At 61.5% G+C, this 25622-nt stretch carries 24 protein-coding genes and 2 pseudogenes; 6 read left to right on the top strand and 20 right to left on the bottom strand.

The window, feature by feature from the left end:
- Positions 1 to 42 precede the first annotated feature (42 nt).
- The 7 genes and pseudogenes from WGT02_RS17730 to WGT02_RS17700 all read right to left on the bottom strand — a co-directional run bounded on the left by WGT02_RS17730 (position 43) and on the right by WGT02_RS17700 (position 7174).
- Positions 43 to 1011 (bottom strand): ABC transporter ATP-binding protein, encoded by a 969-nt coding sequence (locus WGT02_RS17730; protein ID WP_024316124.1) that lies wholly within the window; start codon positions 1009 to 1011, stop codon positions 43 to 45.
- Positions 1012 to 2025, bottom strand: coding sequence for an ABC transporter ATP-binding protein (locus tag WGT02_RS17725; protein WP_029710167.1), 1014 nt, complete (start codon positions 2023 to 2025; stop codon positions 1012 to 1014). It lies immediately after the preceding gene.
- A gap of 5 nt (positions 2026 to 2030) precedes the next feature.
- Positions 2031 to 2950, bottom strand: a pseudogene (locus tag WGT02_RS17720) (dihydrodipicolinate synthase family protein).
- Positions 2951 to 2969: 19 nt separating this feature from the next.
- Positions 2970 to 3845, bottom strand: a pseudogene (locus tag WGT02_RS17715) (ABC transporter permease).
- 2 nt (positions 3846 to 3847) lie between these two features.
- Positions 3848 to 4807 carry an ABC transporter permease gene (locus WGT02_RS17710; protein WP_208249787.1) on the bottom strand — a complete coding sequence of 320 codons (960 nt, stop codon included), beginning with the start codon at positions 4805 to 4807 and terminating at the stop codon, positions 3848 to 3850.
- A gap of 55 nt (positions 4808 to 4862) precedes the next feature.
- Entirely contained in the window at positions 4863 to 6446 is a 1584-nt protein-coding gene (locus tag WGT02_RS17705; RefSeq protein WP_024316119.1) for an ABC transporter substrate-binding protein, read from the bottom strand.
- The gene (locus WGT02_RS17700) at positions 6443 to 7174 is read right to left on the bottom strand and encodes a FadR/GntR family transcriptional regulator (protein WP_208249789.1); all 732 of its coding nucleotides are present in this window, start codon (positions 7172 to 7174) and stop codon (positions 6443 to 6445) included. The genes WGT02_RS17705 and WGT02_RS17700 overlap by 4 nt, the downstream gene beginning before the upstream one ends.
- A gap of 550 nt (positions 7175 to 7724) precedes the next feature.
- Here WGT02_RS17700 and katG point away from each other — a divergent pair.
- On the top strand, positions 7725 to 9905 hold the full coding sequence (gene katG, locus WGT02_RS17695; protein WP_208249790.1) for a catalase/peroxidase HPI: 2181 nt from the start codon (positions 7725 to 7727) through the stop codon (positions 9903 to 9905).
- A 235-nt stretch (positions 9906 to 10140) separates the two neighbouring features.
- The gene (locus tag WGT02_RS17690; protein WP_375678629.1) at positions 10141 to 10314 is read left to right on the top strand and encodes a hypothetical protein; all 174 of its coding nucleotides are present in this window, start codon (positions 10141 to 10143) and stop codon (positions 10312 to 10314) included.
- 128 nt (positions 10315 to 10442) lie between these two features.
- On the opposite strand, the gene WGT02_RS17685 is transcribed toward WGT02_RS17690, so the two are convergent.
- The 3 genes from WGT02_RS17685 to WGT02_RS17675 form a co-directional block, all read right to left on the bottom strand.
- Complete coding sequence (locus WGT02_RS17685) at positions 10443 to 10802, bottom strand: RT0821/Lpp0805 family surface protein (RefSeq protein WP_024316116.1); 360 nt, start codon at positions 10800 to 10802, stop codon at positions 10443 to 10445.
- Between the two features lie 301 nt (positions 10803 to 11103).
- A protein-coding gene (locus tag WGT02_RS17680; RefSeq protein WP_208245220.1) for an IS630 family transposase occupies positions 11104 to 12164 on the bottom strand; the annotation gives its coding sequence in 2 pieces (ribosomal slippage) (positions 11104 to 11672 and positions 11672 to 12164; 1062 coding nt in all).
- Between the two features lie 112 nt (positions 12165 to 12276).
- The gene (locus tag WGT02_RS17675; protein WP_208249792.1) at positions 12277 to 13167 is read right to left on the bottom strand and encodes a LysR substrate-binding domain-containing protein; all 891 of its coding nucleotides are present in this window, start codon (positions 13165 to 13167) and stop codon (positions 12277 to 12279) included.
- Between the two features lie 127 nt (positions 13168 to 13294).
- Between WGT02_RS17675 and WGT02_RS17670 the strand changes: the two genes are divergently transcribed.
- On the top strand, positions 13295 to 13999 hold the full coding sequence (locus tag WGT02_RS17670) for an SDR family oxidoreductase (RefSeq protein ID WP_208249794.1): 705 nt from the start codon (positions 13295 to 13297) through the stop codon (positions 13997 to 13999).
- Positions 14000 to 14060: 61 nt separating this feature from the next.
- Here the strand turns inward: WGT02_RS17670 and WGT02_RS17665 are convergent, their stop codons facing one another.
- From WGT02_RS17665 to WGT02_RS17655, 3 genes are all read right to left on the bottom strand, one after another.
- A complete protein-coding gene (locus tag WGT02_RS17665; RefSeq protein ID WP_208250608.1) occupies positions 14061 to 14228 on the bottom strand; it encodes a hypothetical protein in 168 nt (55 codons plus the stop codon).
- Between the two features lie 112 nt (positions 14229 to 14340).
- Entirely contained in the window at positions 14341 to 15933 is a 1593-nt protein-coding gene (locus tag WGT02_RS17660) for a CHAD domain-containing protein (RefSeq protein WP_225039728.1), read from the bottom strand.
- Positions 15934 to 15961: 28 nt separating this feature from the next.
- Positions 15962 to 16708 (bottom strand): sulfite exporter TauE/SafE family protein, encoded by a 747-nt coding sequence (locus WGT02_RS17655; protein ID WP_208250565.1) that lies wholly within the window; start codon positions 16706 to 16708, stop codon positions 15962 to 15964.
- A 98-nt stretch (positions 16709 to 16806) separates the two neighbouring features.
- On the opposite strand from WGT02_RS17655, the gene WGT02_RS17650 reads away from it, so the two are divergent.
- Positions 16807 to 17691 (top strand): LysR family transcriptional regulator, encoded by an 885-nt coding sequence (locus tag WGT02_RS17650; protein ID WP_024316114.1) that lies wholly within the window; start codon positions 16807 to 16809, stop codon positions 17689 to 17691.
- A gap of 49 nt (positions 17692 to 17740) precedes the next feature.
- Here WGT02_RS17650 and WGT02_RS17645 read toward each other — a convergent pair whose 3' ends face one another.
- The 3 genes from WGT02_RS17645 to WGT02_RS17635 all read right to left on the bottom strand — a co-directional run bounded on the left by WGT02_RS17645 (position 17741) and on the right by WGT02_RS17635 (position 19900).
- On the bottom strand, positions 17741 to 18619 hold the full coding sequence (locus tag WGT02_RS17645; RefSeq protein WP_024316113.1) for an aldo/keto reductase: 879 nt from the start codon (positions 18617 to 18619) through the stop codon (positions 17741 to 17743).
- Positions 18620 to 18815: 196 nt separating this feature from the next.
- On the bottom strand, positions 18816 to 19097 hold the full coding sequence (locus tag WGT02_RS17640) for a hypothetical protein (protein ID WP_208249795.1): 282 nt from the start codon (positions 19095 to 19097) through the stop codon (positions 18816 to 18818).
- 5 nt (positions 19098 to 19102) lie between these two features.
- A complete protein-coding gene (locus WGT02_RS17635) occupies positions 19103 to 19900 on the bottom strand; it encodes a thioredoxin family protein (RefSeq protein WP_024316111.1) in 798 nt (265 codons plus the stop codon).
- Between the two features lie 122 nt (positions 19901 to 20022).
- Between WGT02_RS17635 and WGT02_RS17630 the strand changes: the two genes are divergently transcribed.
- Both WGT02_RS17630 and WGT02_RS17625 read left to right on the top strand, forming a co-directional pair.
- On the top strand, positions 20023 to 21243 hold the full coding sequence (locus WGT02_RS17630) for a hypothetical protein (RefSeq protein ID WP_024316110.1): 1221 nt from the start codon (positions 20023 to 20025) through the stop codon (positions 21241 to 21243).
- Positions 21244 to 21252: 9 nt separating this feature from the next.
- Complete coding sequence (locus WGT02_RS17625; RefSeq protein ID WP_024316109.1) at positions 21253 to 21885, top strand: PQQ-binding-like beta-propeller repeat protein; 633 nt, start codon at positions 21253 to 21255, stop codon at positions 21883 to 21885.
- Positions 21886 to 21944: 59 nt separating this feature from the next.
- Here the strand turns inward: WGT02_RS17625 and WGT02_RS17620 are convergent, their stop codons facing one another.
- Genes WGT02_RS17620 through WGT02_RS17605 form a run of 4 tightly spaced genes read right to left on the bottom strand, consistent with a single transcriptional unit; the run spans position 21945 to position 25622 of the window.
- A complete protein-coding gene (locus tag WGT02_RS17620) occupies positions 21945 to 23096 on the bottom strand; it encodes an ABC transporter permease (RefSeq protein ID WP_208249796.1) in 1152 nt (383 codons plus the stop codon).
- On the bottom strand, positions 23093 to 24043 hold the full coding sequence (locus tag WGT02_RS17615) for an ABC transporter ATP-binding protein (RefSeq protein WP_208249797.1): 951 nt from the start codon (positions 24041 to 24043) through the stop codon (positions 23093 to 23095). The genes WGT02_RS17620 and WGT02_RS17615 overlap by 4 nt, the downstream gene beginning before the upstream one ends.
- Positions 24040 to 25005, bottom strand: a complete 966-nt coding sequence (locus tag WGT02_RS17610) for an HlyD family secretion protein (RefSeq protein WP_024316106.1) — start codon at positions 25003 to 25005, stop codon at positions 24040 to 24042. The genes WGT02_RS17615 and WGT02_RS17610 overlap by 4 nt, the downstream gene beginning before the upstream one ends.
- On the bottom strand, positions 25002 to 25622 hold the full coding sequence (locus tag WGT02_RS17605) for a TetR/AcrR family transcriptional regulator (protein WP_024316105.1): 621 nt from the start codon (positions 25620 to 25622) through the stop codon (positions 25002 to 25004). The genes WGT02_RS17610 and WGT02_RS17605 overlap by 4 nt, the downstream gene beginning before the upstream one ends.

Genomic DNA, 25622 nt, shown 5'->3' with positions numbered 1-25622 from the left:
GGCTCGCCCAATTGCCGGCGATCGAATGCCGTCTTTGCGTCGTCAAGGCATGGCTCCCAATGGTATGTCATCGCGAATGCAGGCCTTGAAGTGTCCCGGCGCGACTTCCCGCAGTTCCGGTGCGGCCTGGCCGCAGGCCTCGATCGCGTGCGGACAGCGGGTGCGAAAAACGCAGCCGCTCGGAGGGTTGGCGGGGCTCGGGATTTCGCCCTTCAGCACCTGCCGCTCGCGCTTGGCGCCGACGTCGGTCGAGGGAATGGCCGAGAGAAGCGCGCGCGTATAGGGATGCTGCGGCCGGGCGTAGAGATCGCCGCTCGCAGCGATTTCCATGATCCGACCGAGATAGAGGACGATCACCCGATCGCAAATATACTCTACGACCGCAAGGTCATGCGAGATGAACAGCATGGTCAGCCCCAGCTGCTGCTGCAGATCGCGCAGCAGGTTTATGACCTGCGCCTGGATGGAGACATCGAGCGCCGACACCGGCTCGTCGGCGACGATCAGCTCCGGGGTCAGTGTCAGTGCGCGCGCAATGCCAATGCGCTGGCGCTGCCCGCCTGAAAACTCGTGGGCATAGCGATTGATCGCCTCGGCGGGCAGGTCGACCTGCTCGAGCGCGATGCGGGCGCGCTCCATCCGCTCCGCGCGGGTTCCGATGCGCTGGATTTTCAATCCCTCCGTCAGGATTTCGCCGATGGTCATGCGCGGCGAGAGACTGGCGAACGGGTCCTGAAAGATATACTGCATGCGCGGGCGCATGCGGCGCATCGCCGACGGTGAAAGGCCGGTCAGTTCGACGCCGTCGAAACGGACGTTGCCGGCGGACGGCTCGACCAGGCGCAGCACCGAGCGGCCGATCGTCGTTTTGCCGCTTCCGGATTCGCCGACCAGCCCCACGACTTCGCCCTTGCCGATGTCGAAGGAAATATCCTTCAAAATGGTCAGCCGCGTGCCATGGGATGCGTAGTGTTTGGACAGATCGCGGACGGAAAGCAGAGGTTCGGTCATCTAGATCTCCCGCCAGCGAATGCATCGGCTCTTATGAAGCGGTCCAACGGGTTCAAGCGCCGGCACCGCCTTGCGACACGCCTCGATCGCAAATTGACAGCGCGGCGCAAAGGTGCAGCCCGAGGGCATGTTGACGAGGCTTGGAACGACGCCCGGAATGGCGGCGAGCTTTTCGCCGGCTTGTTTCATCCGTGTCGCGTCGCCAAGCCGGGGCATCGAGGCAAGGAGGCCCTTTGTGTAAGGATGCTTCGGATTGCTGAAGACCTCGCCGACCGGCCCTTCCTCGACGATGCGGCCGGTGTACATGACGGCGACGCGATGGGCGATCTGGGCCACGACGCCGAGATTGTGCGTGACGAAAAGGATGGCCATGCCGCGCTCGCGCTGGAGCTTCAGCAGCAGATCGAGGATCTGCGCCTGGATCGTCACATCGAGTGCGGTCGTCGGTTCATCCGCAATCAGCAATGTCGGATCGCAGGCAAGTGCCATGGCGATCGTCGCACGCTGGCGCATGCCGCCGGACAGCTCGTGCGGATACTGGCCGGCGCGCCGTTTGGCATCGGGGATCCCGACGCTTTCCAAGAGCGAAACGGCAGTAGCCATTGCGGCTTTTCGGGTTGCGCCGCGATGAATGCGAATTGGCTCGGCGATCTGGTCGCCAATCGTGTAGACGGGATTGAGGCTGGACATCGGCTCCTGGAAGACCATGCCGATGTCGTCGCCGCGAATGTCGCGCATTTCCTCGTCGGTCAGCGTAACGAGGTCGTGCCCGGAACCATCCTTGCGGCGCAGCCGGATGCTTCCCGCTGCGATCGATCCGATGTTGCGGGTGAGAAGGCGCATGACGGAAAGACTGGTCACGGATTTGCCCGAACCGGATTCTCCTACCAGAGCCACGGTCTCTCCTGCGCCCACCGTCAGGTCGACGTCGTTGACGGCCGTGACATCGCCGCCGCGAATGCGGAAGATTGTCTTGAGGCCCTGAATGGCAAGAACCGGTTCGGCTGACTGCATGGTGGTCACCCGCCAAGCAGACCGGTTGCACGCAGGATCTCATTGATCCTTGCCGTCTCTGCTTCATTGAGGGCGGCGCGCGGACGCGGCATGACGGCGGTATCGATAATGCCGAGGCTCTTCATTGCGGTCTTGAAGCCACCAATGCCGGAGGCACCGCCGCTGACGCGGCCCTGGGCGACCCAGACGATTTCGAAGAGACGGCAGAGCCGCTCCTGCTCCTTGCGCGCGGCGACCCAGTCCCCACGCTGGGCGGCGTTCCAGAGGCGCACATAGCCATGCGGATCGACATTGGCGATGCCAGGAACAACGCCATGGGCCCCATCAGCAAGGCATTGTCGACGACGATTTCCGAACCGGTCATCAGGAACACGTTCGGCCGGTCGGCAAGATCGAGCAGGGCATAGCGAAAATTGCCGTCGTCGCCGCTGGAATCCTTAAGGCCGATGATCGTGCCTTCCCTGGCCAAGGTCACCGTCGTCTGGCGTTGCAGCTTGACGTGCACGCAGACCGGAATGTCGTAGGCGACGAGCGGTACGTCGACGGCGTCACGGATAAAGCGGAAGTGGTCGAGGATTTCCGATTGGCTGGTGACGGTATAGAACGGCGCGGTGGCAACCACGGCATCGGCGCCCGCCCGCTTGGCGACGTCTGCGTGATGAATGACGCGATCCGTAGTCGCATCTATGACGCCGACGATCAACGGTACGCGCCCGTTCACCACCTTTGCCGAATGCTCGATGATCTGGCGGCGCGTCTTGTCGTCGTGAAAGATTACCTCGCTTGTCGAACCAAGCACGAAAACGCCGTGGCATCCACCGTCGATAAGATGCTCCAGAACCCGCGTATAGGACGGATAATCGACCGTGAAATCCGCATTGAGAGGCGTCACGACTGGAGGAATTACACCCTTGAATTTTGTCATTGTCTCTTCTTTCGAATGATCAGTTTAGTTCAGCGCGAGGGTCGAAAGCGTCCCGAAGACCGTCGCCGATGAAGTTGATGGCAAGAACCGCGAGGATGAGAGCCCCGCCTGGGAACAGCCATTGCCAGGGATATTGTTCAAGCACCGCCGTCGAGCGGGCCGCGTTCAGCATGTTGCCCCAGCTGGCGGCCGGCGGGGCAATGCCGAGACCAAGGAAGGAAAGGCCGGCTTCGAGCAGGATGGCGTTGGCGATCTGCAGCGTGGCGTAGACAACCAGGATATCGATCGAGTTCGGCAGACCGTGCCGTAAGAGGAGGTGCGGCAGGCCAGCGCCCATTCCCCGCGCGGCGATGACGAAGTCGCGCTCGCGCAATTCCAGGAGCCGCGCGCGCACCATTCATGCCAGGAGCGGCCAGGACAGCAGCGAAATGACGAGGACGGTCGGCCAGATGCCCGTGCCGGCGATCGAGGCGAGCACAAGGAGAAAAATCACGGGCGGCAGCGTCATGACGAGATCGACAAACCGCATGCCGACGGCGTCTGCCCAGCGGCCGGCAAGGGCGGAGACGGCGCCGAAAAGAAAGCCGATGATCGCTGACAGCAGCGTCGAGGCAACGGCCACGAGGAGCGAGATGCGTCCGCCTTCCATCACGCGCGCAAACACGTCGCGTCCGACGCCGTCCGTGCCGAAGACGTGTTTGGAACTTGGACCGCTGTTCATCGCCAATAGGTCAATGTCGTTTGGCTTGAAGGTCCACCAGAGCGGGTAGGACAGGATCATCGCCAACACAGGAAGAGCCAGGCAGACGCCGAAAACGGCAGCACGGTTGATCAGGAAGCGGTCGAGCGCGCGGGCGAGAGGACCGGGACTGCGGGTGGGGGTTCTGGCCAGCATGCTCAGCCCACCTTGATGCGCGGATCGATCACCGCATAGGTCATGTCCGTCAGCAGATTGACCACGATGACGCAGGCTCCGATGATGAGTGTGGCGCCCATGATGACCGGATAGTCACGGGTTTCGACCGAATCGACGAGCAGCAGACCCATGCCCGGCCAATTGAAGACGCTCTCGATGAAGATGGCGCCGCCGATGGCAAGACCGATGGTCGAACCGATGAGCGTGACAACAGGCAGCAGCGCATTGCGCAAGGCGTGCTTGACGATCACCCAGAATTCGATGACGCCCTTGGCCCGCGGCGTGCGCACGTAGTCCTGATTGAGCACTTCCAATAGGGAGGCGCGCATGTAGCGCATGATCAACGCTGCCTGGGCGACTGCAAGCAGGCAGGCAGGCAGGATCAGGTGATGCAGCAGATCGAGGACCGAGAACGGCTCGCCGGGTGTCAGCATGCCGCCAGATGGCATCCAGTTGAGCCGTACGGCAAAGACGTAAAGTCCGATCAACGCACTGAGAAAAGCCGGGCTTGAAATGCCGGCAAGCGCAAGCACCGAGAACGAAACGTCGGTGACCGAATTGCGTCGCACGGCGCTTACGATGCCGGTGGCGATGCCAACAATAATTGAGATGACGAGAGCCGTTCCCATGAGCAGGATGGTGGGACCGATGCGTGACAGCACGAGGCCGAGCACCGGCTGATCCATGCGCTTGATCGAGTAGCCGAGATTGCCGGTCAACGCCTGCTGCAGCCAGGCCAGGTATTGCACAGGCAGCGGTTGATCGAGGCCGAGCCTGCTGCGCAGTTCAGCCAGATCAGCCGGCGACAACGGAATGTTCGGATCGATATAGGCATCGATCGGATCACCAGGGGTGAGGCGCAGCAGAAGGAAAATCAGCATGCTCAACGCGAGCAGCATGCCTATCCCGATCGCCAAGCGCCGGAGGCTAAATGTCAGCATTGCAACTCCGTCCTGAAAGGGTGGCGAACGCCACCCTCTCGTACCATGGGCGGCCTTATTCAGCGATCGACCAATGTTGCGGATCGGCCTCGTAGGGACCGCCTCCGGGAGCGGGGGTCCAGACGAAATCCTTGACCTTGGTGGAGACGACGCCATAGCGGTTCGCCACCCAGAGCGTGCCCCAGGGAAGCTGACTGTTCATGACCTTGCAGACCTGCCGGTAGCGTTCGTCACGCTTTGCCGCGTCGGGCTCGGCAAGGGCAGTGTCGAGCGCGGCAGTCAGATCGGGTATGCGGGCGCGAACGACGTTCGGGCCGGCGGGCGGAATCTGCTTTTCATTCAGCCCGACATTGATGCTGCCGGCATCCGGTCCGTTTTGCAGACCGGCATAGACCAGCTGAAACTGCGAGATATCGGCATCCGGCTTCAGGACGATGCTGTTATAGGTCGGAGCATCGACTGCGCGCGGCACGACATTGATGCCAACCTGCGCCAGCATCGCTTGAACCGCAGCGAGCACGTTGGTCGCCAATGGCGTCGTGTAGTAGGTCAAAAGCGTGATCGGCTTGCCACCATTGATCTCGTCCCAGCCCGCTTCTTTCAAAAGCGCCTTTGCCTTTTCGGGATCGTAGGCATAGGGGTCGATATCCTTCGGCACGAGCTGGTCGGCGACGTAGGCGCAGTTGGCCGGCTTGGCGGCGCCTCCGTAGAGGCTCTGGATGATTGCATCGCGGTTGATCGCGTGCATCACGGCCTGACGGACACGCAAATCCTTCCAGATCGGTGATTCATGGTTGAATCCCAGGTAATTGACGACGAACGAGTTGCCTTCGATCACCTGGAAGGACGTGTCATCCTTGAACGTCGGGACATCGTTGGAATCGACATAGGTGAATTGAATCTCGCCGGCGCGAAGCGCGGCGATCGCGGCCGCCGGATCGGCGAAGTAGCGATTGATGATCTTCTCCAGAGCCGGCTTACCGCCCCGGTAATCGGTGTTGGCGGCGAGTTCGACGTACTGGTCGTTGACATATTTGGTGAACTTGAAGGCACCAGTGCCGATCGGTGACGTCGACCACCACGGGCTCTTGGCGAGCTGGTCGGCCGGTATTGACGACAGCGCATGCTCGGGCAGCATCATCACCTTGGTAAGCGTATCTATGAGGCTCGCGGATGGTGCGCTGAGCTTGATGACCAGCGTATGTTCATCGGGAGCCTCGACCGCCGATACCGGTGACAGGCGGGCTGCCAGGACGGAGCCGGTCTTGGCGTTCTTGGCGAGCCCGATCGTGAACTTGGCGTCGTTTGCCGTAAATGGCTTTCCGTCGTGCCATTTCGCGTCGGCGAGCTTGAACGCGTAGGTCAGCTGGTCCGGGCTGATCTCATAGGAGGAGGCAAGGACGCCGACCGTCTTCTGCAGCTTCGCATCGTAGGCGACGAGTGGCTCGAAATAGATGCTGAGCCAGGTGAAGCCGGCGGTCGCGGCCAGCGGATTGAAATTGCCCTGGAAGCCACCGGGGCCGACGTCGAAACCGCCCGACAGGGTTGCGGATTGTGCCGGGCGGGTGAAGCCCGATGCGACGGTTGTTGCCATCATCGCAGCGATCGCGATCGCCGAAAGTCGAGACAGAGTTTTCATTGCGTTCCTCCCACATTTGAACTTGTCTTGTTGTTTGCGATAACTCGGGCGATGCCCTCGTAGTGGTGGTCGAGACGCCGGCGGGCCTCCTCCAGGTCCCGGGCCTCGACGGCATCGACAATGGCGGCGTGATCCCGCCAGGTGGCCATCGGATCGACATTGTCGAGATTGACGAAATCCGAGGCCTTGTAGAAAGCGAGCCAGAACACGTCGATCAGCCGGCTCAGCGTCTCGTTCTGCTGGCAGCGGAACAGCAGGCGATGAAAGAGCTGGTCGTCCTCGGCGAAGGCTTCGCCACGTTCCGCATGCGCCTTCATGCGGTTGACGGCGGCGCGAAGCTCGGCAATGTCGTCCTTGCTGATCGTCCCCAGCGTCTTGCCGATCAGACCGACCTCGAGCGTCCGGCGAATCTCGATGACTTCCTCGATCTGGCGAAGCGCGCCGCCAAGACCATAGGCAAGATTGTCGAGCAGCGGCTCAAAGGAGAACGCTTTGACGAAGATCCCGACGCCGCGACGCGATTCCAGCACACCGAGAGATTCAAGCGCCTTGATGCCCTCGCGCAGGGAGTTGCGGCTGACGCCGAGCTGGGCTGCGAGCTCGCTCTCGGCCGGCAGAAGGGTGCCCGGTTTCAAGCCATTGTCGTTGATGTATGCGCGCAGGCTCTCCTGCACGGAAACATGCAGCAGCGGGGCTCTCGTCAAAGGCTTCATGGTCTTGAGTGGCATGCCAATCCCGCTGCAAAAGTTTCAGACAAGAGACACATATCCACTTGTAGGATATCTGTCAAATGGACATGCGACGGTGATGCGCCCGGGGAGTTTTGTGATGGAGGCGGGAGTCTGTAGGGGAATGATGGCGGCCACCCTCCGGAAGCCGGCCACCGCCGGTCAGCCGGGCAGCGAGGCGTTAAAATCCGAACGTCTTGGCCACGGCCCTCGGCTGCATGGAAGCGCTACGCACAGCCCGCGGTAGGCAATGTTTTTGCCAACGCCAAAAACCCGACGGCATGCCACGGTGCTCGCGTCCAAGTCAGAAACGCTGCGCTGTGGGCCCTCAGGATTTTCATAATTTTAGGTTATCGTAACGATCAGTAAATCTAACTTAGAATTATGATCAGCTTCCGATATGAAGAAGCAAAGGGAGGATGCGCGTCGACCGGTGTCTTCGGCTCGAGCACAAAGCCTCATTCGGGAACGGCGCAGCTCGGCCGGGCCGGGTGGTTTGGCAAAGCTCCCTTTGGACGGCAGAAAATTCAAAGCAATCAAGGAGAACGTTATGGACCAGAAACCCGACAGCGCAGGCAAATGTCCCGTTGCGCATGGCAATACGCCCCGTGGTCGATCCAACCGCGACTGGTGGCCGGACCGGCTGGACGTTCAGATTCTTCACCAGCATTCCGGTCTTGCCGATCCGATGGGCAAGGCGTTCGACTATGCCGAGGAATTCAAGACGCTCGACCTCGACGCGCTGAAGCAGGACCTTCACGCGCTGATGACCGATTCGCAGGACTGGTGGCCGGCCGACTTCGGTCACTACGGCGGCCTGTTCATCCGCATGGCCTGGCACAGTGCTGGCACATACCGCATCACCGACGGTCGCGGCGGTGCCGGTGCCGGCCAGCAGCGCTTCGCGCCTCTCAACAGCTGGCCTGATAATGCCAACCTCGACAAGGCCCGCCGCCTGCTGTGGCCGATCAAGCAGAAATACGGCAACAAGATCTCCTGGGCCGACCTGCTGATCCTCACGGGCAACGTCGCTCTGGAATCCATGGGTTTCAAGACGTTCGGTTTTGCCGGTGGCCGTGCGGATGTTTGGGAGCCCGAGGAACTGTTCTGGGGTCCGGAAGGCACCTGGCTGGGCGACGAACGCTACAGCGGTGAACGCGAGCTCTCGGAGCCGCTTGGCGCCGTGCAGATGGGCCTGATCTACGTCAATCCCGAAGGCCCGAACGGCAATCCCGATCCGGTCGCAGCTGCCCACGACATCCGCGAAACCTTTGCGCGCATGGCGATGAACGACGAGGAGACCGTGGCGCTGATCGCCGGCGGTCATACCTTTGGCAAGACGCATGGTGCCGGCGATCCATCGCTGATCGGTGCCGAGCCGGAAGGCGGCGCGATCGAGGATCAGGGCCTCGGCTGGAAGAGCACGTTCGGTACCGGTGTCGGCAAGGACGCCATCACCGCCGGCCTGGAAGTGACCTGGACGCAGACCCCGACGAAGTGGAGCAACTTCTTCTTCGAAAACCTGTTCGGCTTTGAATGGGAGCTGACTGCAAGCCCGGCCGGCGCGAAGCAGTGGAAGGCCAAGGATGCCGACGCTTCCATTCCGGATGCCTATGACGCGTCGAAGAAACATCTCCCGACCATGCTGACCACCGACCTGTCACTGCGGTTCGATCCGGCCTATGAGAAGATCTCGCGCCGCTTCCTCGAGAACCCAGATCAGTTCGCCGACGCTTTTGCCCGCGCATGGTTCAAGCTGACCCACCGCGACATGGGACCGAAGGTTCGCTATCTCGGTCCGGAAGTCCCGGCAGAAGACCTGATCTGGCAGGACGTGGTCCCGGCCGTCGATCATCCGCTCGTCGACGACAAGGACATCGCTGCCCTGAAGGAGAGGGTTCTCTCAACCGGCCTCACCGCGCAGGAGCTGGTCTCGACCGCCTGGGCGTCCGCCTCGACCTTCCGCGGTTCCGACAAGCGCGGCGGCGCCAATGGCGCGCGCATCCGGCTTGCGCCGCAGAAGGACTGGGAAGTCAACCAGCCGGCGCAGCTCGCCAAGGTGCTTGGCGTCCTCGAAAGCGTCCAGAAAGACTTCAATGCTGCCCAGACTGGGGCTAAGAAGATCTCGCTCGCCGACCTGATCGTTCTTGCCGGTGCAGCCGGTGTCGAGAAAGCAGCAAGGGCTGGAGGTCGTGACGTCACCGTGCCGTTCACGCCTGGCCGCACGGATGCCTCGCAGGAGCAGACGGATGTGGCCTCCTTCGCGGCGCTTAAGCCGCGCGCCGACGGTTTCCGCAACTATGTCGGCGGCCGGCAATTCATGAAGCCGGAAGAGGCTCTCGTCGACCGCGCGCACCTGTTGACGCTGACCGCACCGGAAATGACGGTTCTCGTCGGCGGGCTGCGCGTGCTGAGGGCGGGCGAGCCCGAGCACGGCGTCTTCACGTCGCGTCCAGAGGCGTTGACGAACGACTTCTTCGTCAACTTGCTCGACATGGGCACGCAGTGGTCTCCCGTTGCCGGCAAGGAGGGCATCTACGAGGGACGCGACCGCAAGACGGACGAGCTCAAGTGGACCGGTACCCGCGTCGACCTGATCTTCGGTTCGCACTCGCAGCTTCGCGCCCTTGCCGAAGTCTACGGCCAGTCCGATGCCAAGGAGAAGTTCGTCAAGGACTTCGTCGCAGCCTGGACCAAGGTCATGAACGCCGATCGTTTCGACCTCGTCTGATCGGCAGCTCTCGCGCGGACGCGGCTCTCAGCTGCGTCCGCGCATCCTTCTTCAGCTGGAACCTCGCCAGATGGGACAGTTGATGAAATGGGTGCCACCTCCAAAACTGGAGCGGCGGCATACGAGGGAAAACGCCTGATCTTGTCGGAGCGCAGCCTCGTGGCGAGGGCGCTCGAAGTCTTCCGTCAGTCTGCAATCACCAACGCAAAGCTCGAGGAGGAGGCCGCGGTGGCGCATGGACCAGGATACGCAGCAAAACGCTGCAATGGTGGAGGAAAGCAACGCCGCCTCCGCCATCCTCGCCGGGCAAGCCGCGCGTCTCCGCGAACGTCCGTCCGTGTTCCGTCTCGAGGCCGACGGCGCCGATCATGCGCCTGAGCTGCGGGCGATCGCGCCTGGTCGAATATGAGACACCGGCGCGCGCCGGCCCGCGATCGCCGGCAATAAGGAAGCAGAAGCGCCGTTGCGACGACCTGCGCAGGAGAACGCTAAAGCAGCTCGAGTCGGCTGTTCGGCTCGAGGACGGGGGCATCGCGGTTATCGTACCGGACCGAGCTTCCAGTCAGACTCGCCCGACGGGCAGGCGAGACCCTTGAAGCGGGTTTCTCCCTCGAGCGTGCGCTGGGTCGTCACAAAGGCGCGGCACGAACTTTCAGGATCAACGCCGATTTCTTCAATCACGCCAACACTTCCCGTTGATGGGTTTGCCCAGGCAAGGGGCTTCACTCCGACGGGGCCGCGGCTGACTGCGTCTGCGATAACCGCCTGATCCGTCTTCGTGGCTGACGGGATTGACTGTGTGACGGCGGCGGTTTCCAGGGGTTCGACCTTCGTGCATCCTGCCAGCACCAAGGCTAGAAGAGACAACTGCAACACGCCTATGTTTGTTCGCGTCATCTGGACATCCCGATGATTGTTCTTCCGCACGGTAGCATGCAATTCTGACTGCAAACTGAGGGCTACTATAGAAATCGGAGCGGCACCAGTCGGTTCCGCTCATGCCAAGACTTTGCTTGTGCGTTCCGTCACAATTTGGATGCCTTTCCCCACAAGTCGGCATTCAACGCTGGTGCCGATGCACACCGCCTCTGTGAGAGGGCCTCACATGAAAGCGTTTCGACAACGCCTCGATTGCCGATCTGCGATGTAACCCGAACGGTGTCGGGGTCAGTTGCACGCTTATACCAACGAGCGCTAATCAAAACCGGTGCGCCCAGTCACGCATTCCAATCGACATGATCTTCCACGGCTGAGCGACCAGCTTGTTCCATGCGTCGCAGCAATGGGCGACGATGTCCTCGTAATCTTTGAAGATCCGGTTGGACAACCAGTTGTCACGCAGAAATTGCCACACGTTCTCGACGGGATTTAATTCGGGCGAGCGTGGCGGCAGGAAGAGCAGTGTGATGTTGTCGGGCACATCGAGCTTCGGCGTGACATGCCACCCCGCCTGATCAACGATCAGCACGGCATGAGCGCCGTCATCGACGGCCTGGCTGATTTCGATCAAATGCTGGTTCATGGCGCTGGTGTCGCAGTAGGGAAGAACGAGACCCGCACCTTTGCCCTTCTTGGGGCAGATAGCGCCGAAGATATAGGTCCACATCGTGCGTTGATCGTGTGGTGCCGAAGGCCTTGTTCCCCTGCGTGCCCATCGCCGGGTGATCTTGTTCTTTTGGCCTATCCGAGCTTCGTCGGCCCACCAGAGCTCAATCTCGACGTTCTTCGGGAGCCTGCCTTTGATGGCTGCCAGTGTGGCGGGGAACTTTTTTTAAAACTCTCCAGGTCGCCTTCGTTCTGGGCGTAATGGCGCGGGCGGGCAGACAGCTTTGCAAAGCCGAGCGCCTTCAATTCGCGGCCAATGGTCGTTTCATCGACGGATATCCGATATTCTTGGAACAGCCATTGAGCAAGATCCTTGCGCCGCCAGCGCACAACGCCATGCACCGCCGGTATCGGGCCACTTTCGACGATCTTTGCCAAAGCCTGGCGATGCACGTCGGAAAGCTTTCCTTGATTGCCGGGTGCTTTGCCATTGATGAGCCCCGACGGGCCACGCGCATTGAAGCGAATAACCCAGTCGCGGACAATTTGCAGGGTCACGCCTCCGATCCTGGCCGCATCGCTGCGGGAATGGCCATCATAGATTTCGGCAAGGGCAAGAAGCCGCCGAGCCTGTGCCGCATCCTTCGTGCCTTTGGCCAACGCCCGAAGAGCGAAGCCGTCGAAGTCATCGCGCAGTGGAATTCCTGATGTCATCCGCAAACCTCCGTTTGCGGTATTGATTCAGAACTCAACTGATTTGGAAACCTCAAAAAGAGTCAGAGATCGCTCACGCTGGTATTAGGCTTGGCGTGTTTGTCGCTGGTTGTTACCGGCCTGCAGCGTCTGCCAGCCAGCGTTTTACCGCTGCCACAGAGGCCGGATGACGGGGCTTGCGTGGCGAGACGACGTAGAAATCGGAACCAACAGTGAGTTCGGTCGGCAACACGCGCAGGAGGCGGCCCGACGTTATGTCGTCCTCGACGAAGAACGTGCTCGTCAGAGCGAGACCCTGGCCAGCAATCGCGGCCTCGAGCGCCAGCGACGTCTGATTGAACCGGATGTTCTTGGCGGTCGTCGGCAGATCGTCCGGAAACGCCAATTCCAGAAACTGCGGCCAAGAATCGTGGGCGTCGTGAAGAAGCGGGTAGCGCGGGAAATTGCCATCCTGGCCGGGCGGGCCCAGCTTCTCCACCAGCAAAGGGCTGCCGACGGCAACAAGGACGTTCTCGAAGAGAAGTTCCGCGTTCAGGCCCGATCCGAAGGGTAGCCGGCCATAACGGATCGCGAGATCCACTGCGTCGGTTTGGAAGTTGGCAATGCGATCACTCGCCAGGATGCGCAGATCGATGTTGGGTTGGGCCGCCGTGAAGTCCGGAAGGCGGGGGATTAGCCACTTCGAGGCGAAGGTTGGCGTCACGCTGATCGTCAGGTGAAGCTGCTCCGGCTTCAGCGTCTCCGTAGCATCAGAGATCAGCTCGAAAGCACGGCGGACGTTTGTCACGTAGCTCTGACCTGCGTCGGTCAGCGCCAATGTTCGCGGGAGCCTGTCGAACAGCTTCAAGCCCAATTCCGCCTCCAAGCCTCGTATCTGCTGCGCCACCGCGCCCTGCGTTACCCCGATCTCCTCGGCCGCGAGACGGAAGTTCAAGTGGCGCGTGACGACCTCGAACACGCGAAGGCCGTTAAGGGAGGGAAGACGCCTGATACCTTCTGCCATTCGATAGATTTTCTACTGGTTAGTGGAAGCGGAAGTGGTTCGCATTGCTGATGTCGTAGTGATATCACGCTTTCATGCGACTGCAGACGGCAATCGGTGCGGACCCCTCTGGAGATAGGAGATTGTAATGTCAGTAGAAAAAGTTGCGGTGATTACGGCCGGCGGCAGCGGAATGGGAGCCGCCGCAGCAAAGCGTCTCGTAGCCGATGGGTTCAAGGTGGCAATCCTGTCATCGTCGGGTAAGGGCGAAGAACTTGCCAAAACATTGGGGGGTGTCGGTGTGACCGGCTCGAACCAATCAAATGACGATCTCCATAAGCTCGTTGATCTCGCAATCTCCACTTGGGGACGCATTGATGTGCTCGTAAATAGCGCGGGCCACGGTCCTCGCGCACCCATCCTCGACATATCAGACGAAGACTGGCACCGCGGCATGGAGGTCTACCTCCTGAACGTCATCCGTCCAACGCGCCTGGTGACGCCGCACATGCAGAAGCAGAAGGCCGGATCCATCATCAACATTTCCACGGCATGGGCTTTCGAGCCGAGTCCGATGTTCCCGACGTCGGCCGTGTTCCGCGCCGGGCTGGCATCGTTCACCAAGATATTCGCGGAGACCTATGCGGCCGAAAACATTCGCATGAACAACGTTCTTCCCGGCTGGATCGACAGTCTTCCGGCAACCGAGGAGCGCCGCGACAGTGTTCCGATGAAGCGCTACGGCACGAGCGAGGAAATTGCCGCGACCGTTGCGTTCCTCGCGTCATCGGGAGCAGCCTACATGACGGGGCAGAACATTCGCGTCGACGGCGGCCTGACCCGTTCAGTGTGACATGGAAGGAGACGGTTGTGGAGTGCGTCGCTTTCTGGACTGGCGCACTCCGGAACGTCGATCAGAAACGGATGACCGCTCCAATGATCGGGCCGTGCTGGATCATGTCATGGGTGAAGCCGTCATTGCTGTAGTTGACGCCGAGGGCGCGATAGCCGGCAACCGCTAAGACCGTGTCGTTGAACGTGTAGCCAACGGCTGCCAGCACATCCCAGTCCGTTTTTGTCATCGGCTTCGTCGGACGTTGTTCGGCTTCGCAGGTTGCGCGAGTCCAAAACTGAGTTCGCCAAGCCGCTTCAGCCTGGGGCGAAGAGGCTTGCATGACGTCGGGCTTGTCCGGTTCATCCCCGCCAGAATCTCTTCCGTTCCATCAGCTCATCCAAGGACGACTGTGCGGTGTTGACCAATTTTTCGCGGTCGCCAACGACAATCAGGGATTGAGCGTCGGGATGTGAATCCAGCTCCAAGTCCTGAACGACAGTCGGCGCGGTTGCCATGTCGTTCAGAAGACCGAGTTCATCCTGCAGTTGTTCCATCGACTTGATAAACTTGCCGTACCGTCGCTCTGCCTGCTTGCTGGTGAACAACGAGCTTAGGAATTCGCTTGCGTATCTGAGCTTCTTCGCGGCCTTTCGCGCTTCGTGCCGGTGCTCGTCGTCAGCCTCCACCAGAGACTTGCCCCGCTTTTTCAGCGCCTTGCGTTGACGGTCGAGAACCTCGATTGCGAAATCGACCACCGGTCCGTTGCGGATCTCCGCCGTTTCCGGCAGCGTGAGATACTCGCCGCAGTGGAGCCATTCGTTAAGGTCAAGCATAAGGGCTTTGGCGCGCGAGCCATAAAGCGCATTCAGCACCTCCTCATAGGCGCTGTCGCGCGCTTCAAGCAGGTAGCTTCTGATGTCGCTGCTTCCGACCCTGGCAATCATGACATCGATGTTGCGCGCCGTTCCGAGAATACCGGTCAGCCACCTCAGCTCATCCTTGAGCCGATGGGATTCCACATCAACCAGGATCATCTTGTAGAGCGAGAAGGCGGACCGCAGCCGTCTGAGTGCAACGCGGGCCTGATGGAGTGCCGACGGGTTTGCGCGATCCATGAGGATCGATTCATTCAGCCGGAATTGCCGGAAACATGCCTCAGCGATGACTTGGAACGAACCAGAAACCCGCAGATCGCGATCGAGGTGCACGGGCTCCGATTTGCAGGCCGTTTCCTGCTCGCCGAGCAGACGGTATCCTCTCTCTGCTTTTGAAACGACACCGAAACGGATCGGAACAAGCGCCTCGATTCTGCGGGCAAGGATGAACAGGGCATTTGGCTTGCCGTCCTTCAGCTCCAGTTCCAATTCCCGTATCTGCATCTGGCGGTCGCCGGCGACGATCAAGCCCATGTCCAACGCGGCTTCAATCCTGCTCCCGTCCTGATCGACGTTCCACCGATGCCGTTTTACTGTTGTAGAGAACTGCGCGACGGAAGCGGTGCCGTCGATATCAAGTTCCGCCTTCAACGGGGTCGTGTAGTCGATCACAGGTGTGTTGCCTGTGACCGGCGCTTCCCACTCAGAGCGCGCAAAGATGGCACTGTTCGAGCCCTTCGTCTTTACCGTTTGGACATGCGCTTCGCCAACCGTACGGATTCGCAGAGAATAGCCGCCCTCCCACACCAGGTGGTCGGGGGTGTCAAAATAGATCGAGGTCAAGGGATCCACAGAGACCGGCTCGCCCAGCAAGCCGGATCCCAGCAGCGTGTCGACAGCGTCGGCGCTCAGTTCTAGCTTCAGTTCCGTTTCCGTTGCCAAATGGCGGTCTCCGCTCGGTCGCATGGTGATCGGTGGATGCAATTCTTTCGAAGAGAGATAGAGCGATGCCAGCCGGACAAAACGTCCTGATGACAAAAACTTCAGCGGCGGCGCAATCGAAGCGATATCCCACACGAAAAGGGAGTCTCCGACCCTTGCGATCTTACAGGAACGCCCGGAGCAGCATTTCCAGCCCCAGTGCAAACAGGCAGATGAGGAACCACTTTTGGAACGTGGCAGGATCGATCCTTGCGCGTATGGCTTGTCCGGCAGCCATGCCGGCAAGTGCGGGAATGATGGCGATCGCGGACGTCATCACAGCGCCCGCGTGATATTCACCGTGCCACGCAAGTCCGCCGGCAAGTGCAATCGTCGAGACGGTGAAAGACAGACCTAAGGCCTGTATGAGATCGTCTCGGGATAGGTCGAGCGATTGCAGATAAGGGACCGCTGGGACGACGAGAATGCCGGTCGCGCCGGTGATCATGCCCGTCACAAGGCCGATTGCCGGAGAAAGCCACCGTTCCAGCCGCGCTGAGACGCTGAGTGGCCGGGCGAGGAGCGTATAGATCGCATACAGCATGAGCACTGCGCCGAGTGCGGCGGTCGGCCCGTTGCTGTGTCCGCTGGTGATGAAGGCGGTGCCTGCGATCGTCGCCACGGTGATTGCGAGCATCATTGGCCAGAGGCGCACCGTTACCGGAACGAAGCTCGGTCCCGCCACCAACTGCCAGAGATTGGTGATGAGCGATGGCATCACCAGCAAAGCGGCCGCAGCAAGAGGAGAAACGAGCGAGCCCAGCAAGCCCATCGCCACGGTGGGTAAACCCATGCCGGTGATGCCCTTGACGATCCCGGCAACGAAGAAGATCACGGCGATGAGCGCGAGGAGGGCAAGCGGTGTTTCCATGTGCTCGGGAATAGCGGATCTGCCGTCGCGCACAATGCGGATTGTCGGAACCCAGGCTTCGGCTGGTCCGAAGGCTGATTCCGGTGTAATCGTCGAGGATGCGCTTTGACCTTGCTGATCTCCGTCTCTTTCTCGCCGTTGCCGAGGCGGGCAATATCACCCGTGGTGCGGCCGAGGTCGGCCTGTCGCTTGCGGCCGCAAGTGAGCGTTTGCGGGCGATGGAGGCCACCGGCAACGTGATGCTCCTGGAACGCGGCCGCAGAGGCGTATCGCTGACACAAGCGGGCGAGGCCTTGGCTCACCACGCGCGGCTGATCGAGCGCCAGATGGCACGCATGCGCGGCGAGTTGAGCGAACATGCCAAAGGATTGCGGGCAACGATCCAGGTACTCGCCAATACCGCCGCGATAATGGAGTTTCTTCCGGGACGGCTTGCATCCTGGATGGCCATGCATCCGACGATCGATCTCGATTTGAAGGAGCGACAGAGTGCTGAGATCGCGCGGGCGATATCGGCCGGCCACGCAGAGATTGGCATCCTATCCGATGCCGTGGAAACCGGCGACCTGCACCTCCGCCATTTCGCCACGGACAGACTGGTGATCGTTGCTGGCAAGCAGTGGAGATTTGCGGGACAAGCCAACATCGCCTTCCGGGAAGTCCTGGACCAGGACTTCATAGGCCTTATGGACGGAGCGCTGCAAAGTCATATTGAAGATCAGGCCATGCGACTGGGCAGAAAGCTGAAGTTGCGCGTCCGGGTGCGAAGCTTTGAGGGCATATGCCGTCTCGTTTCCAACGGGGCAGGCATTGCCATTATTCCCGCCACGGCCGCAAGGCGCTTTCGCAGGTCGCATGCATTATCCGAAGTGCGCATTGCCGACGCATGGGCCAGCCGGCGGCTGGTGCTATGCTGCCAGTCGCCGGATTGGCTGACGAACCAGGCGCGGCATCTCTTCGCTCATCTGGCCCTCAACGCCTGACTAAGAGCACTTGCCCCAGTTGGACAAGTCGCTCGGGTTCACGTCTGCGTTAGGAGCCAGATTGGCGAGCCGCTTCGTCCAGGGCTACAAAGTCCCCTTCATCGAGAACGATGCTAGCGGCCGCAACATTTTCCTCGAGATGCTTCACCTTGGAGGTTCCCGGAATGGGCAACATCACGGGGCTGCGCTTGAGCACCCACGCCAAAGCAATCTGGCCTGGCGTCGCGCCATACTTCTTGGCCAGCATGTCAAGAATGGAGCCAGGACGGGCAAGCTCGCCTGCCGCCAGTGGGTACCATGGAATGAAGCCGATACCCTCGCGCTCGCAGTAGTCCAGCACATCCTCGCTGCCCCGATCCACGAGGTTGTAGCGATTTTGAACCGTCGCCACGGGAAATACCTTTCGGGCGGCCTTTATGTCTTCAACCGACACTTCGCTGAGGCCGGCATGGGCGATGAGGCCCTGATCCAGGAGCATCTTTACCGCCCCGAACTGCTCTTCGCGAGGGACCGCTGCATCTATGCGGTGCAGTTGCCACAAGTCGATCCGCTCGATGCGAAGCTTCTTGAGGCTGCCTTTCGCTCGGTCGAGAAGATATTCCGGCCGCCCCTTCGGCGTCCACCGGTCCGGCCCCTCGCGGGTCAGCCCGGCTTTGGTCGCAATCAACAGCCCCTTATAAGGATACAACGCTTCGCTGATGAGCTCTTCGGACACGTCGGGGCCGTAGGAATCGGCCGTGTCAATGAAATTGACGGCGATCTCGGGCAGGCGACGCAGGGTTGCCAACGCTCCGGCCTTGTCTGCAGGCGGCCCCCAGATACCGGGTCCCGTAATACGCATCGCCCCGAAGCCGAGACGATTGATGGTGATGGTGCCGATCGAAAATTGTCCCGATGCGGCCGCTGAGATCGTGGAACTGAATGGCACGGACCTTCTCCCGATTGCCTGTCTGGTTGGGTGGCTTTACTCGGGGCTTAAGGTGGAGCGGGCAGGGAGCAATGCAAGGCACTCGGTGCAATCGCCATTGCCTTTTGCAACGAGGTCCCGAAGTCGACAAGGGCGGAGCAAAGCACGCTCTGGCGCCCGGAATCTTAGCCGGTAGCGACAGTTCCGGGTCTGCGCATCAGGGCCGCCCAGGTTCGGCCGGACGTCCGGAAATCAGGCGCAACCACGGCGGCAGGTGGAAGACGCACATCAGCAGGTGCATCGTCGTCATGCCATCCACAGGAAAAACGTCCTGCATTGCGGAGCAGATCATATCTGCTCCGCCGCTTGCCAGGGTGACAGTCGCCATGATGGCGAAGGTTGGCGCGGCTGCCAGGCGCAGCCAATCGCCGACGCCTGCTATATTGCCGGTCGGTGTCTCGACGGATGTGCTGCGCCGTGTCTGGTCGGAGGAAAGCATGAGCGTCATCCCTGGCCGTATTCGTCATGCAGCCGCCACCAGATACCCTGCTCATTGCGGCCTCGGGGCGCGCGGTCGAGCCATTGATACACGCCCCAAATGCTGTCCAGGCCGCGCGCATAGCTTGAGTAGGTGTGGTAGACCGCGCCGTCCTCGAGCACGAAGGCGCTGACACCCGGCCGGTCGCGCGTGTACGTCGCGACATCCGTCCCGGTCATTGCGGCGATCTGGGCGACTGGGCTCTCGCTGCCGCGCAGTTTCCATTCCTGCACGGTCTGGCCTTCTGATAGCACCCGTGCCGGTGGCTCGCGGCGATAGTTATACTCTATCCCGCCTTCGCGCTGCTGCTCTTCGCTGAACAAGACGCTGAAGTCGAGGTTGAAATCGCTGCCGAAAGAGGATGCCCAGTCGAAGCTCCATCCCATCCGTCGCTTGAAAGCCTGCAGCTTGGCAAGCGGTGCGCGGGAAACGGCGGTGAAGGCGACGTCATGGTTTTCGAGATGGACGGCGACGCCGTTGAAGCCGTCTGCGATCGACGAGCAGGAGGGGCATCCGGCCGTATAGTCGGGTCCGAACATGAAATGGTAGATGAGAAGCTGCGAACGGCCCTTGAAGAGATCGATCAGCGAAGCGCTGCCATTGGCGGTCTCGAACCGGTATTCCTTGTCAATCCGCACCCACGGCAGTTCCTGGCGGCGTTGCGCCAGCATGTCGCTGCGCCGTGTCAGTTCCTTCTCTTCTGCGAGCAGGTCGAGCCGCGCCGCAAGCCATTCTTCGCGTGTACCGGTGATATGCATCGTCATCATGCTTCTCCTGTTGCTGCCTGTGGGCTTAGCATTGCCGCCACTTGCGGCTGCTTGGTGGTCGTGAGCAGACTAGAGCCGGAGTGGGAGATGGTGGGAGTGACAAGTTTGACGGGATTTTTATGGACTCGATGATCATCGCTGCGGCGAGGCTGCTCGCGACCGGTGATCTTCTCGGTGCCTTGAAGAGGGTCGCGTTGCGTAACGATGCGCCTGCGCTCGCGCTTCGGGGCATCGCGATGGCACAGCTTGGCGATCTCGTCCGGGCGAAGGCCCTGCTGAAGGCGGCTGCCCGTGCGTTCGGGCCAAAAGAACCCGTCGCGCGGGCGCGCTGCCTCGTCGCCGAAGCAGAAATTGCGCTCGTCTCGCGCGATCTAGGCTGGCCGGCCAAGACACTTACCGCCGCGCGCGAGGTGCTCGAAGCGCATGATGACCGTTTGAACGCCGCACATGCACGGCATCTCGAAGCCCGGCGGCTGCTTCTCATCGGCCATCTCGACGAGGCCGAACGCCTGCTCGCCGGGGTCGATTCGGCGCCGCTCACGCCCCCCTTGCTGACGGGCTACGAACTCGTCGTCGCCGGGATTGCTATCCGCCGTCTCCAGACAGGCGTTGCGCGCGCGGCGCTGCGCCGGGCAGAAAATGCTGCGCGCGAGGCGGGCATTCCCGCACTTCGTGCGGAGGTCGAAGGGGCCTTCGAGGTTCTGAGAACGCCGGCGGCACGACTGATCAGGCGTGGCGAGGAGCGGTTCTTGCTGCTGGAGGAGGTCGAGGCGGTGCTGGCGTCAGGGGCGCTCGTGGTCGATGCATGTCGCTATGTCGTGCGGGACGCGGACGCGGTTGTTTCGCTGACGACGCGCCCGGTGTTGTTCGCGCTGGCGCGTGCGCTCGCGCAGAGCTGGCCGACAGACGCATCGCGGAACGCCCTCGTTGCCCGTGCATTCAGGGCGAAGGACGCCGATGAATCGCATCGCGCCAGGCTGCGTGTCGAAGTCGGACGGCTGCGCGGCGAGCTTCACAGGATAGCGGATATCAGAGCGACGAGGGACGGCTTTGTGCTTGCACCGCGTCGCGCCGCTGAGGTGATCATCCTGGCCCCGCCCGTCGAGGAGCAGCATGGTGAGGTCCTCGCATTTCTGGCGGATGGGGAGGCCTGGTCGAGTTCGGCGCTGGCGATCGCGATCGGTGCAAGCCCACGCACAGTGCAGCGGGCGCTTGACGCACTGGCGGCAACGGGCAAGGTGCAATCCTTCGGACGCGGGCCGGCGCGCCGGTGGACGATACCGTCGCTGCCGGGTTTCCCGTCAACTTTGTTGCTCCCAGGTCCACTGCCGAACGACTAGGATAAGCCCATGAAACACAGCCAAGCTGAAATCCTTCGTGAATATGGCCCCTTTCCGAACGCGGACCGTGTTGCCGGCGTCACCTTTGACGGCCGGCATGTCTGGTTTGCCTCCGGCGACAAGCTCAATGCCTTCGATCCCGAGGTCGGCGAGGTCGTGCACTCGATAGACGTTGCCGCACATGCCGGAACGGCTTTCGATGGGCGCTATCTTTTCCAGATTGCGGAAGACCGGATCCAGAAGATCGATCCGAAGACCGGCGAGGTGCTATCGACGATCCCGGCCCCCGGCAATGGCGGTGATTCCGGGCTTGCCTGGGCTGAAGGAACGCTCTGGGTCGGAGACTACCGTGGCCGAAAGATCCATCAGATCGATCCGGACACCGGCGCGCTTCTTCGCAGCATCGAGTCCAGCCGCTTCGTTACCGGCGTGACCTGGGTCGATGGCGAACTCTGGCACGCCACTTGGGAAGGCGATGAGAGCGATATCCGGCGCGTTGAACCTGAGAGCGGGCGCGTGTTGGAACGCATCGACATGCCGCCTGGCCTGACCATATCGGGGCTCGAGTCCGATGGCGCAGATCGCCTCTTTTGTGGCGGGGGAACCAGCGGCAAGGTCCGGGCCGTTCGCCGGCCCAGATAGCCAGGCAGCCTTGTTGTGTGTACCGCGAAGGGATCCGCACCGCGGACATCAGCCTGCGACTAATCCAATGTCCTGCGGAAGCGGCGGACGGCGATGAGCATGGCAACGGCCATCAGGCAGGCGAGGGCGATCGTGTCATAGGCAAGCGTCTGGATACTGGCGCCCTTCAGCATGATCGCCCGGACGATCCTGATATAGTGGGTCAGCGGCAGGGCCTCACCGATCCATTTCGGCATGCCGGCGAACGGGAACATGAAGCCCGACAGCAGGATATTCGGAAGGAAGAACATCATCGCCATCTGCATGGCCTGCAACTGATTGGCCGCGATCGTCGAGAAAGTGTAGCCGATCGAGAGGTTGGTGATGACGAAGAGCGTGGTCGCTGCCGCGAGCGAGGCCGGACCACCGAGGATTGGGACGTGGAACACAAGCAGGCCAGCGCCGATGATCAACAACGACTGGATGAGGCCGATCAGCACATAGGGCGCGATCTTCCCCAGCATGATTTCCAGCGGTTTGATCGGCATGGAGAGCAGGTTCTCCATCGTACCGCGTTCCACCTCGCGCGTGACCGAGAGAGCCGTGAAGATCAGCAGCGTCATCGTCAGGATCGTGCCGAGCAGGCCGGGCACGATATTCAGGGTCGATGAACCGGCCGGATTATAGCGACGGTGCTGGACGATGGAGAAGGCGGGGGAGAAGGCGGGCTTGGTCGGTTCGGAAAATTCGACCTGGCGGTCGTTGGCGAGAGCCGACGTGACGATGCCGGAAAGCGCGCCGAGCGCCGAACTCGACGCGACCGGATCGGTGGCGTCGGCCGCGACCAGCAGCGAGGGCGTATCGCCGCGGCGAAGCGAGCGTTCGAATCCCTCGGGAATTTCCACCACGAACAGTGCCCTGCCGGATTGCAGAATCGAATCCATGTCCTCGGCGCGCGTCACGACCGAACGGATCTGGAAAAAATCCGTGTTTTGAAGGGCCGCCAAGATGGATCGGCCGACATCGGTATTCTCGCGCATCAGCACTGCGGTCGGCAGGTTGTGCGGCGTCGTGTTGATCGCAAAGCCGAACAGGAACAGCTGCATGATCGGCAAGGCGACCATCGTCGCCAGCGTTATGCGGTCGCGCGTCATCTGGATGAATTCCTTGACGGTCATCGCCCAGAAACGCCCGAAAGTGCCGCCATTGCCATTTGCCACTGTGGTCGTCATTGAAAATTGTCCTCCGAGCGGCGCATCAGATCGATGAAAGCATCCTCCAGCGTTGCCTCGCCCTTTTGCCACTTGAGATCGGACCGTTCCTGGTAAGGCGCGATTGCCTTCTCGAGCGCCTGGGGATCGCGGCCGGCAACATGCAGGCTCGTCCCGAACGGCGCGATCATGTCCACGCCCGGCTCGTTCTCGAGTTCGGATTGGAGGCGATGCACCTCCGCGCCGGAGACGGTCCATGTCACGAGGCCGGTGCCGGCGATGACTTCGTCCACCGTTCCCTGCGCCAACAGTTTGCCATAGGCGATATAGGCGATCTCATGGCAACGCTCCGCCTCGTCCATGTAATGGGTGGACACCAGCACCGAGAGACCGTCGGCGGCAAGCGCGTGAATCTCGTTCCAAAAATCCCGGCGGGCCTTGGGATCGACGCCGGCCGTCGGCTCGTCGAGGAGGAGCAGCGCCGGTTCGGGCAGGATGCAGGCACCGAGCGCAAGGCGCTGTTTCCAGCCGCCCGATAGCTCTCCTGCCAACTGCTGTTCACGGCCTTTCAAGCCGAGGCGCTCAATGGCGGCGCTTGCTTTGCCGCGGGCGTCAGGCAGGCCGTAGACGCGGGCGACGAATTCCAGATTCTCCCGGATCGACAGGTCCTGATAGAGCGAGAATTTCTGCGTCATGTAGCCGACGCGGCGGCGGATGCGATCGCTCTCGGTCAGGATGTCGAAGCCAAGGCAGGTGCCATCGCCGCTGTCTGGTGTCAGCAGGCCGCAGAGCATGCGGATCGTCGTGGTCTTGCCGGAACCGTTGGGGCCGAGAAAGCCGTGAATGCGGCCCTTCTTGACCGACATCGAAAGGTCATCGACCACCGTTCTGCTGCCGAAACTCTTGGTGAGGTGATGGACGTCGATCACGGTCCCGGGCGCGTCGATGGCCATTGCCGTGTCGCTCATGGTCGGGCTCCCGCAGTGACATCCACCGGCTGGCCCGGGCGCAACGCCTTTGGATCGGCGGGGATCGCCTCGAGGCGGTAGACGAGTTTGGCACGCTCTTCGAGGCTGTAGATTACCGGTGGCGTATACTCGGCGTTCTTTGCGATGAAGCTGATCTTCGCATCGGTGGGCTGGCACGCGTTACAGGCGACGCGGATCGACTGACCAAGCGAAAACAGCGCAATCTCGGTTTCAGGCACGAAGAAGCGGATGCGGATGTTCTCTGGCGGCAGGAGGGCCACGATCGGCCGGCCGGCGGGCACGACCTCACCGGTGCGATAATAGACGGTCTCGATGCTGCCTGTTGCCGGAGCCGAGACGAAGCGGCGGGTGAGCGCTGCTTCTGCAGAGGCGAGATCGGCCTTTGCGGCTGCAACAGCCTCCCTCGATTGGCGCAGCGTCTCAATGCGGGCGGGCAGGTTGGCGAGCGTAATCTGGCTGCGGACATTGTCGAGGACGGCACGGTTAGCGGCTTCGGTGGCCGTCGCCGTGTCGAGGTTTGCCTTTGTTGCGGTGCCGCGCTCGACCAGGACGCGGGTGCGATCGAGATCCTGTGCGGCAAGCTCGAGTCGGGCGATTGCCTCACGTTCGCTGGCGCGCAGCATGTCTATTTCTTCCGGCCGCTTTTGCTTGGCTTCGGCGAGCTCCAGTTCGGCCTGCAGGCGGGCGAGCGAAGCGCGTGCGGCGCCGACTGCGGCCTCCTCGCTCTGCGAGTCCAAACTGAAGAGCGGCGCACCGGGCGCAATTGCCTGGCCTTCAGCGACATCGAGCTTGACCAGGCGGCCGCTGTTTTCCGCGCCGATGAACAGCGTGTCAGCCTCGATCCAGCCTTGGTAGGCGCGCTGGGATTTGTCGGAAAACAGGAAGGGCAGGGCGGTAAGCGCCGCGCCGGCCACGATAACGACGATGAGAATTCGTTTCATATCGCGCCTCCTTCCGGCACGAAGAGCGTGTCGAGAAACGTGTCGAAGAGTTTCTGCGTGTCGAGATGCTCGTAGCCTTCGAACAGCGTCGTCCAAATGATCGACATCAAGGCCGGCGCCATGACCAGTTGCGGGACGTCGGCCACGGCGGGATTGCGTAGCTCGCCGCGCGTAGCGGCACGGGCAAGCAGGACACGCACGATCGCGAGGCCTTTGGTGATGATCTCGCGGTAGTAGAATTCGGTCACAACGGGGAACATCGGACCCTCGGCAAGGATCAGCCGCAGCAGGTGCCGACGCTCCGTCTCCAAAACCTCGCGCTTGAAGAGCGCATAGAACATCGACACGGCGGTACGCGCCGGGATCATCTCCTTCTGCACCAAGCCGCCGACTTCCCCGAGGATCGGGGAGGCAACACCGGACACGAGTTCGATGAACAATCGCTCCTTGTCGGGGAAATGCAGGTAGACCGTGCCTTTGGCGATGCCTGCGCGGGCTGCGACATCCTCCATCCGTGTCGCGGCGAAACCGCGCTCTGCAAAACAGGCAAAGGCGGCCGCCAGGATCTCGGCTCTACGCTGCTCCGGATCTCGTCTTTCTCGCTTTTTTTCTGCCAT

It is taken from the genome of Rhizobium sp. T1470 (assembly GCF_042140505.1).
Classification (GTDB): domain Bacteria; phylum Pseudomonadota; class Alphaproteobacteria; order Rhizobiales; family Rhizobiaceae; genus Rhizobium; species Rhizobium favelukesii.
The sequence above is the reverse complement of the archived record's forward strand: the minus strand, read 5'-3'. Positions and strand labels throughout refer to the sequence as shown.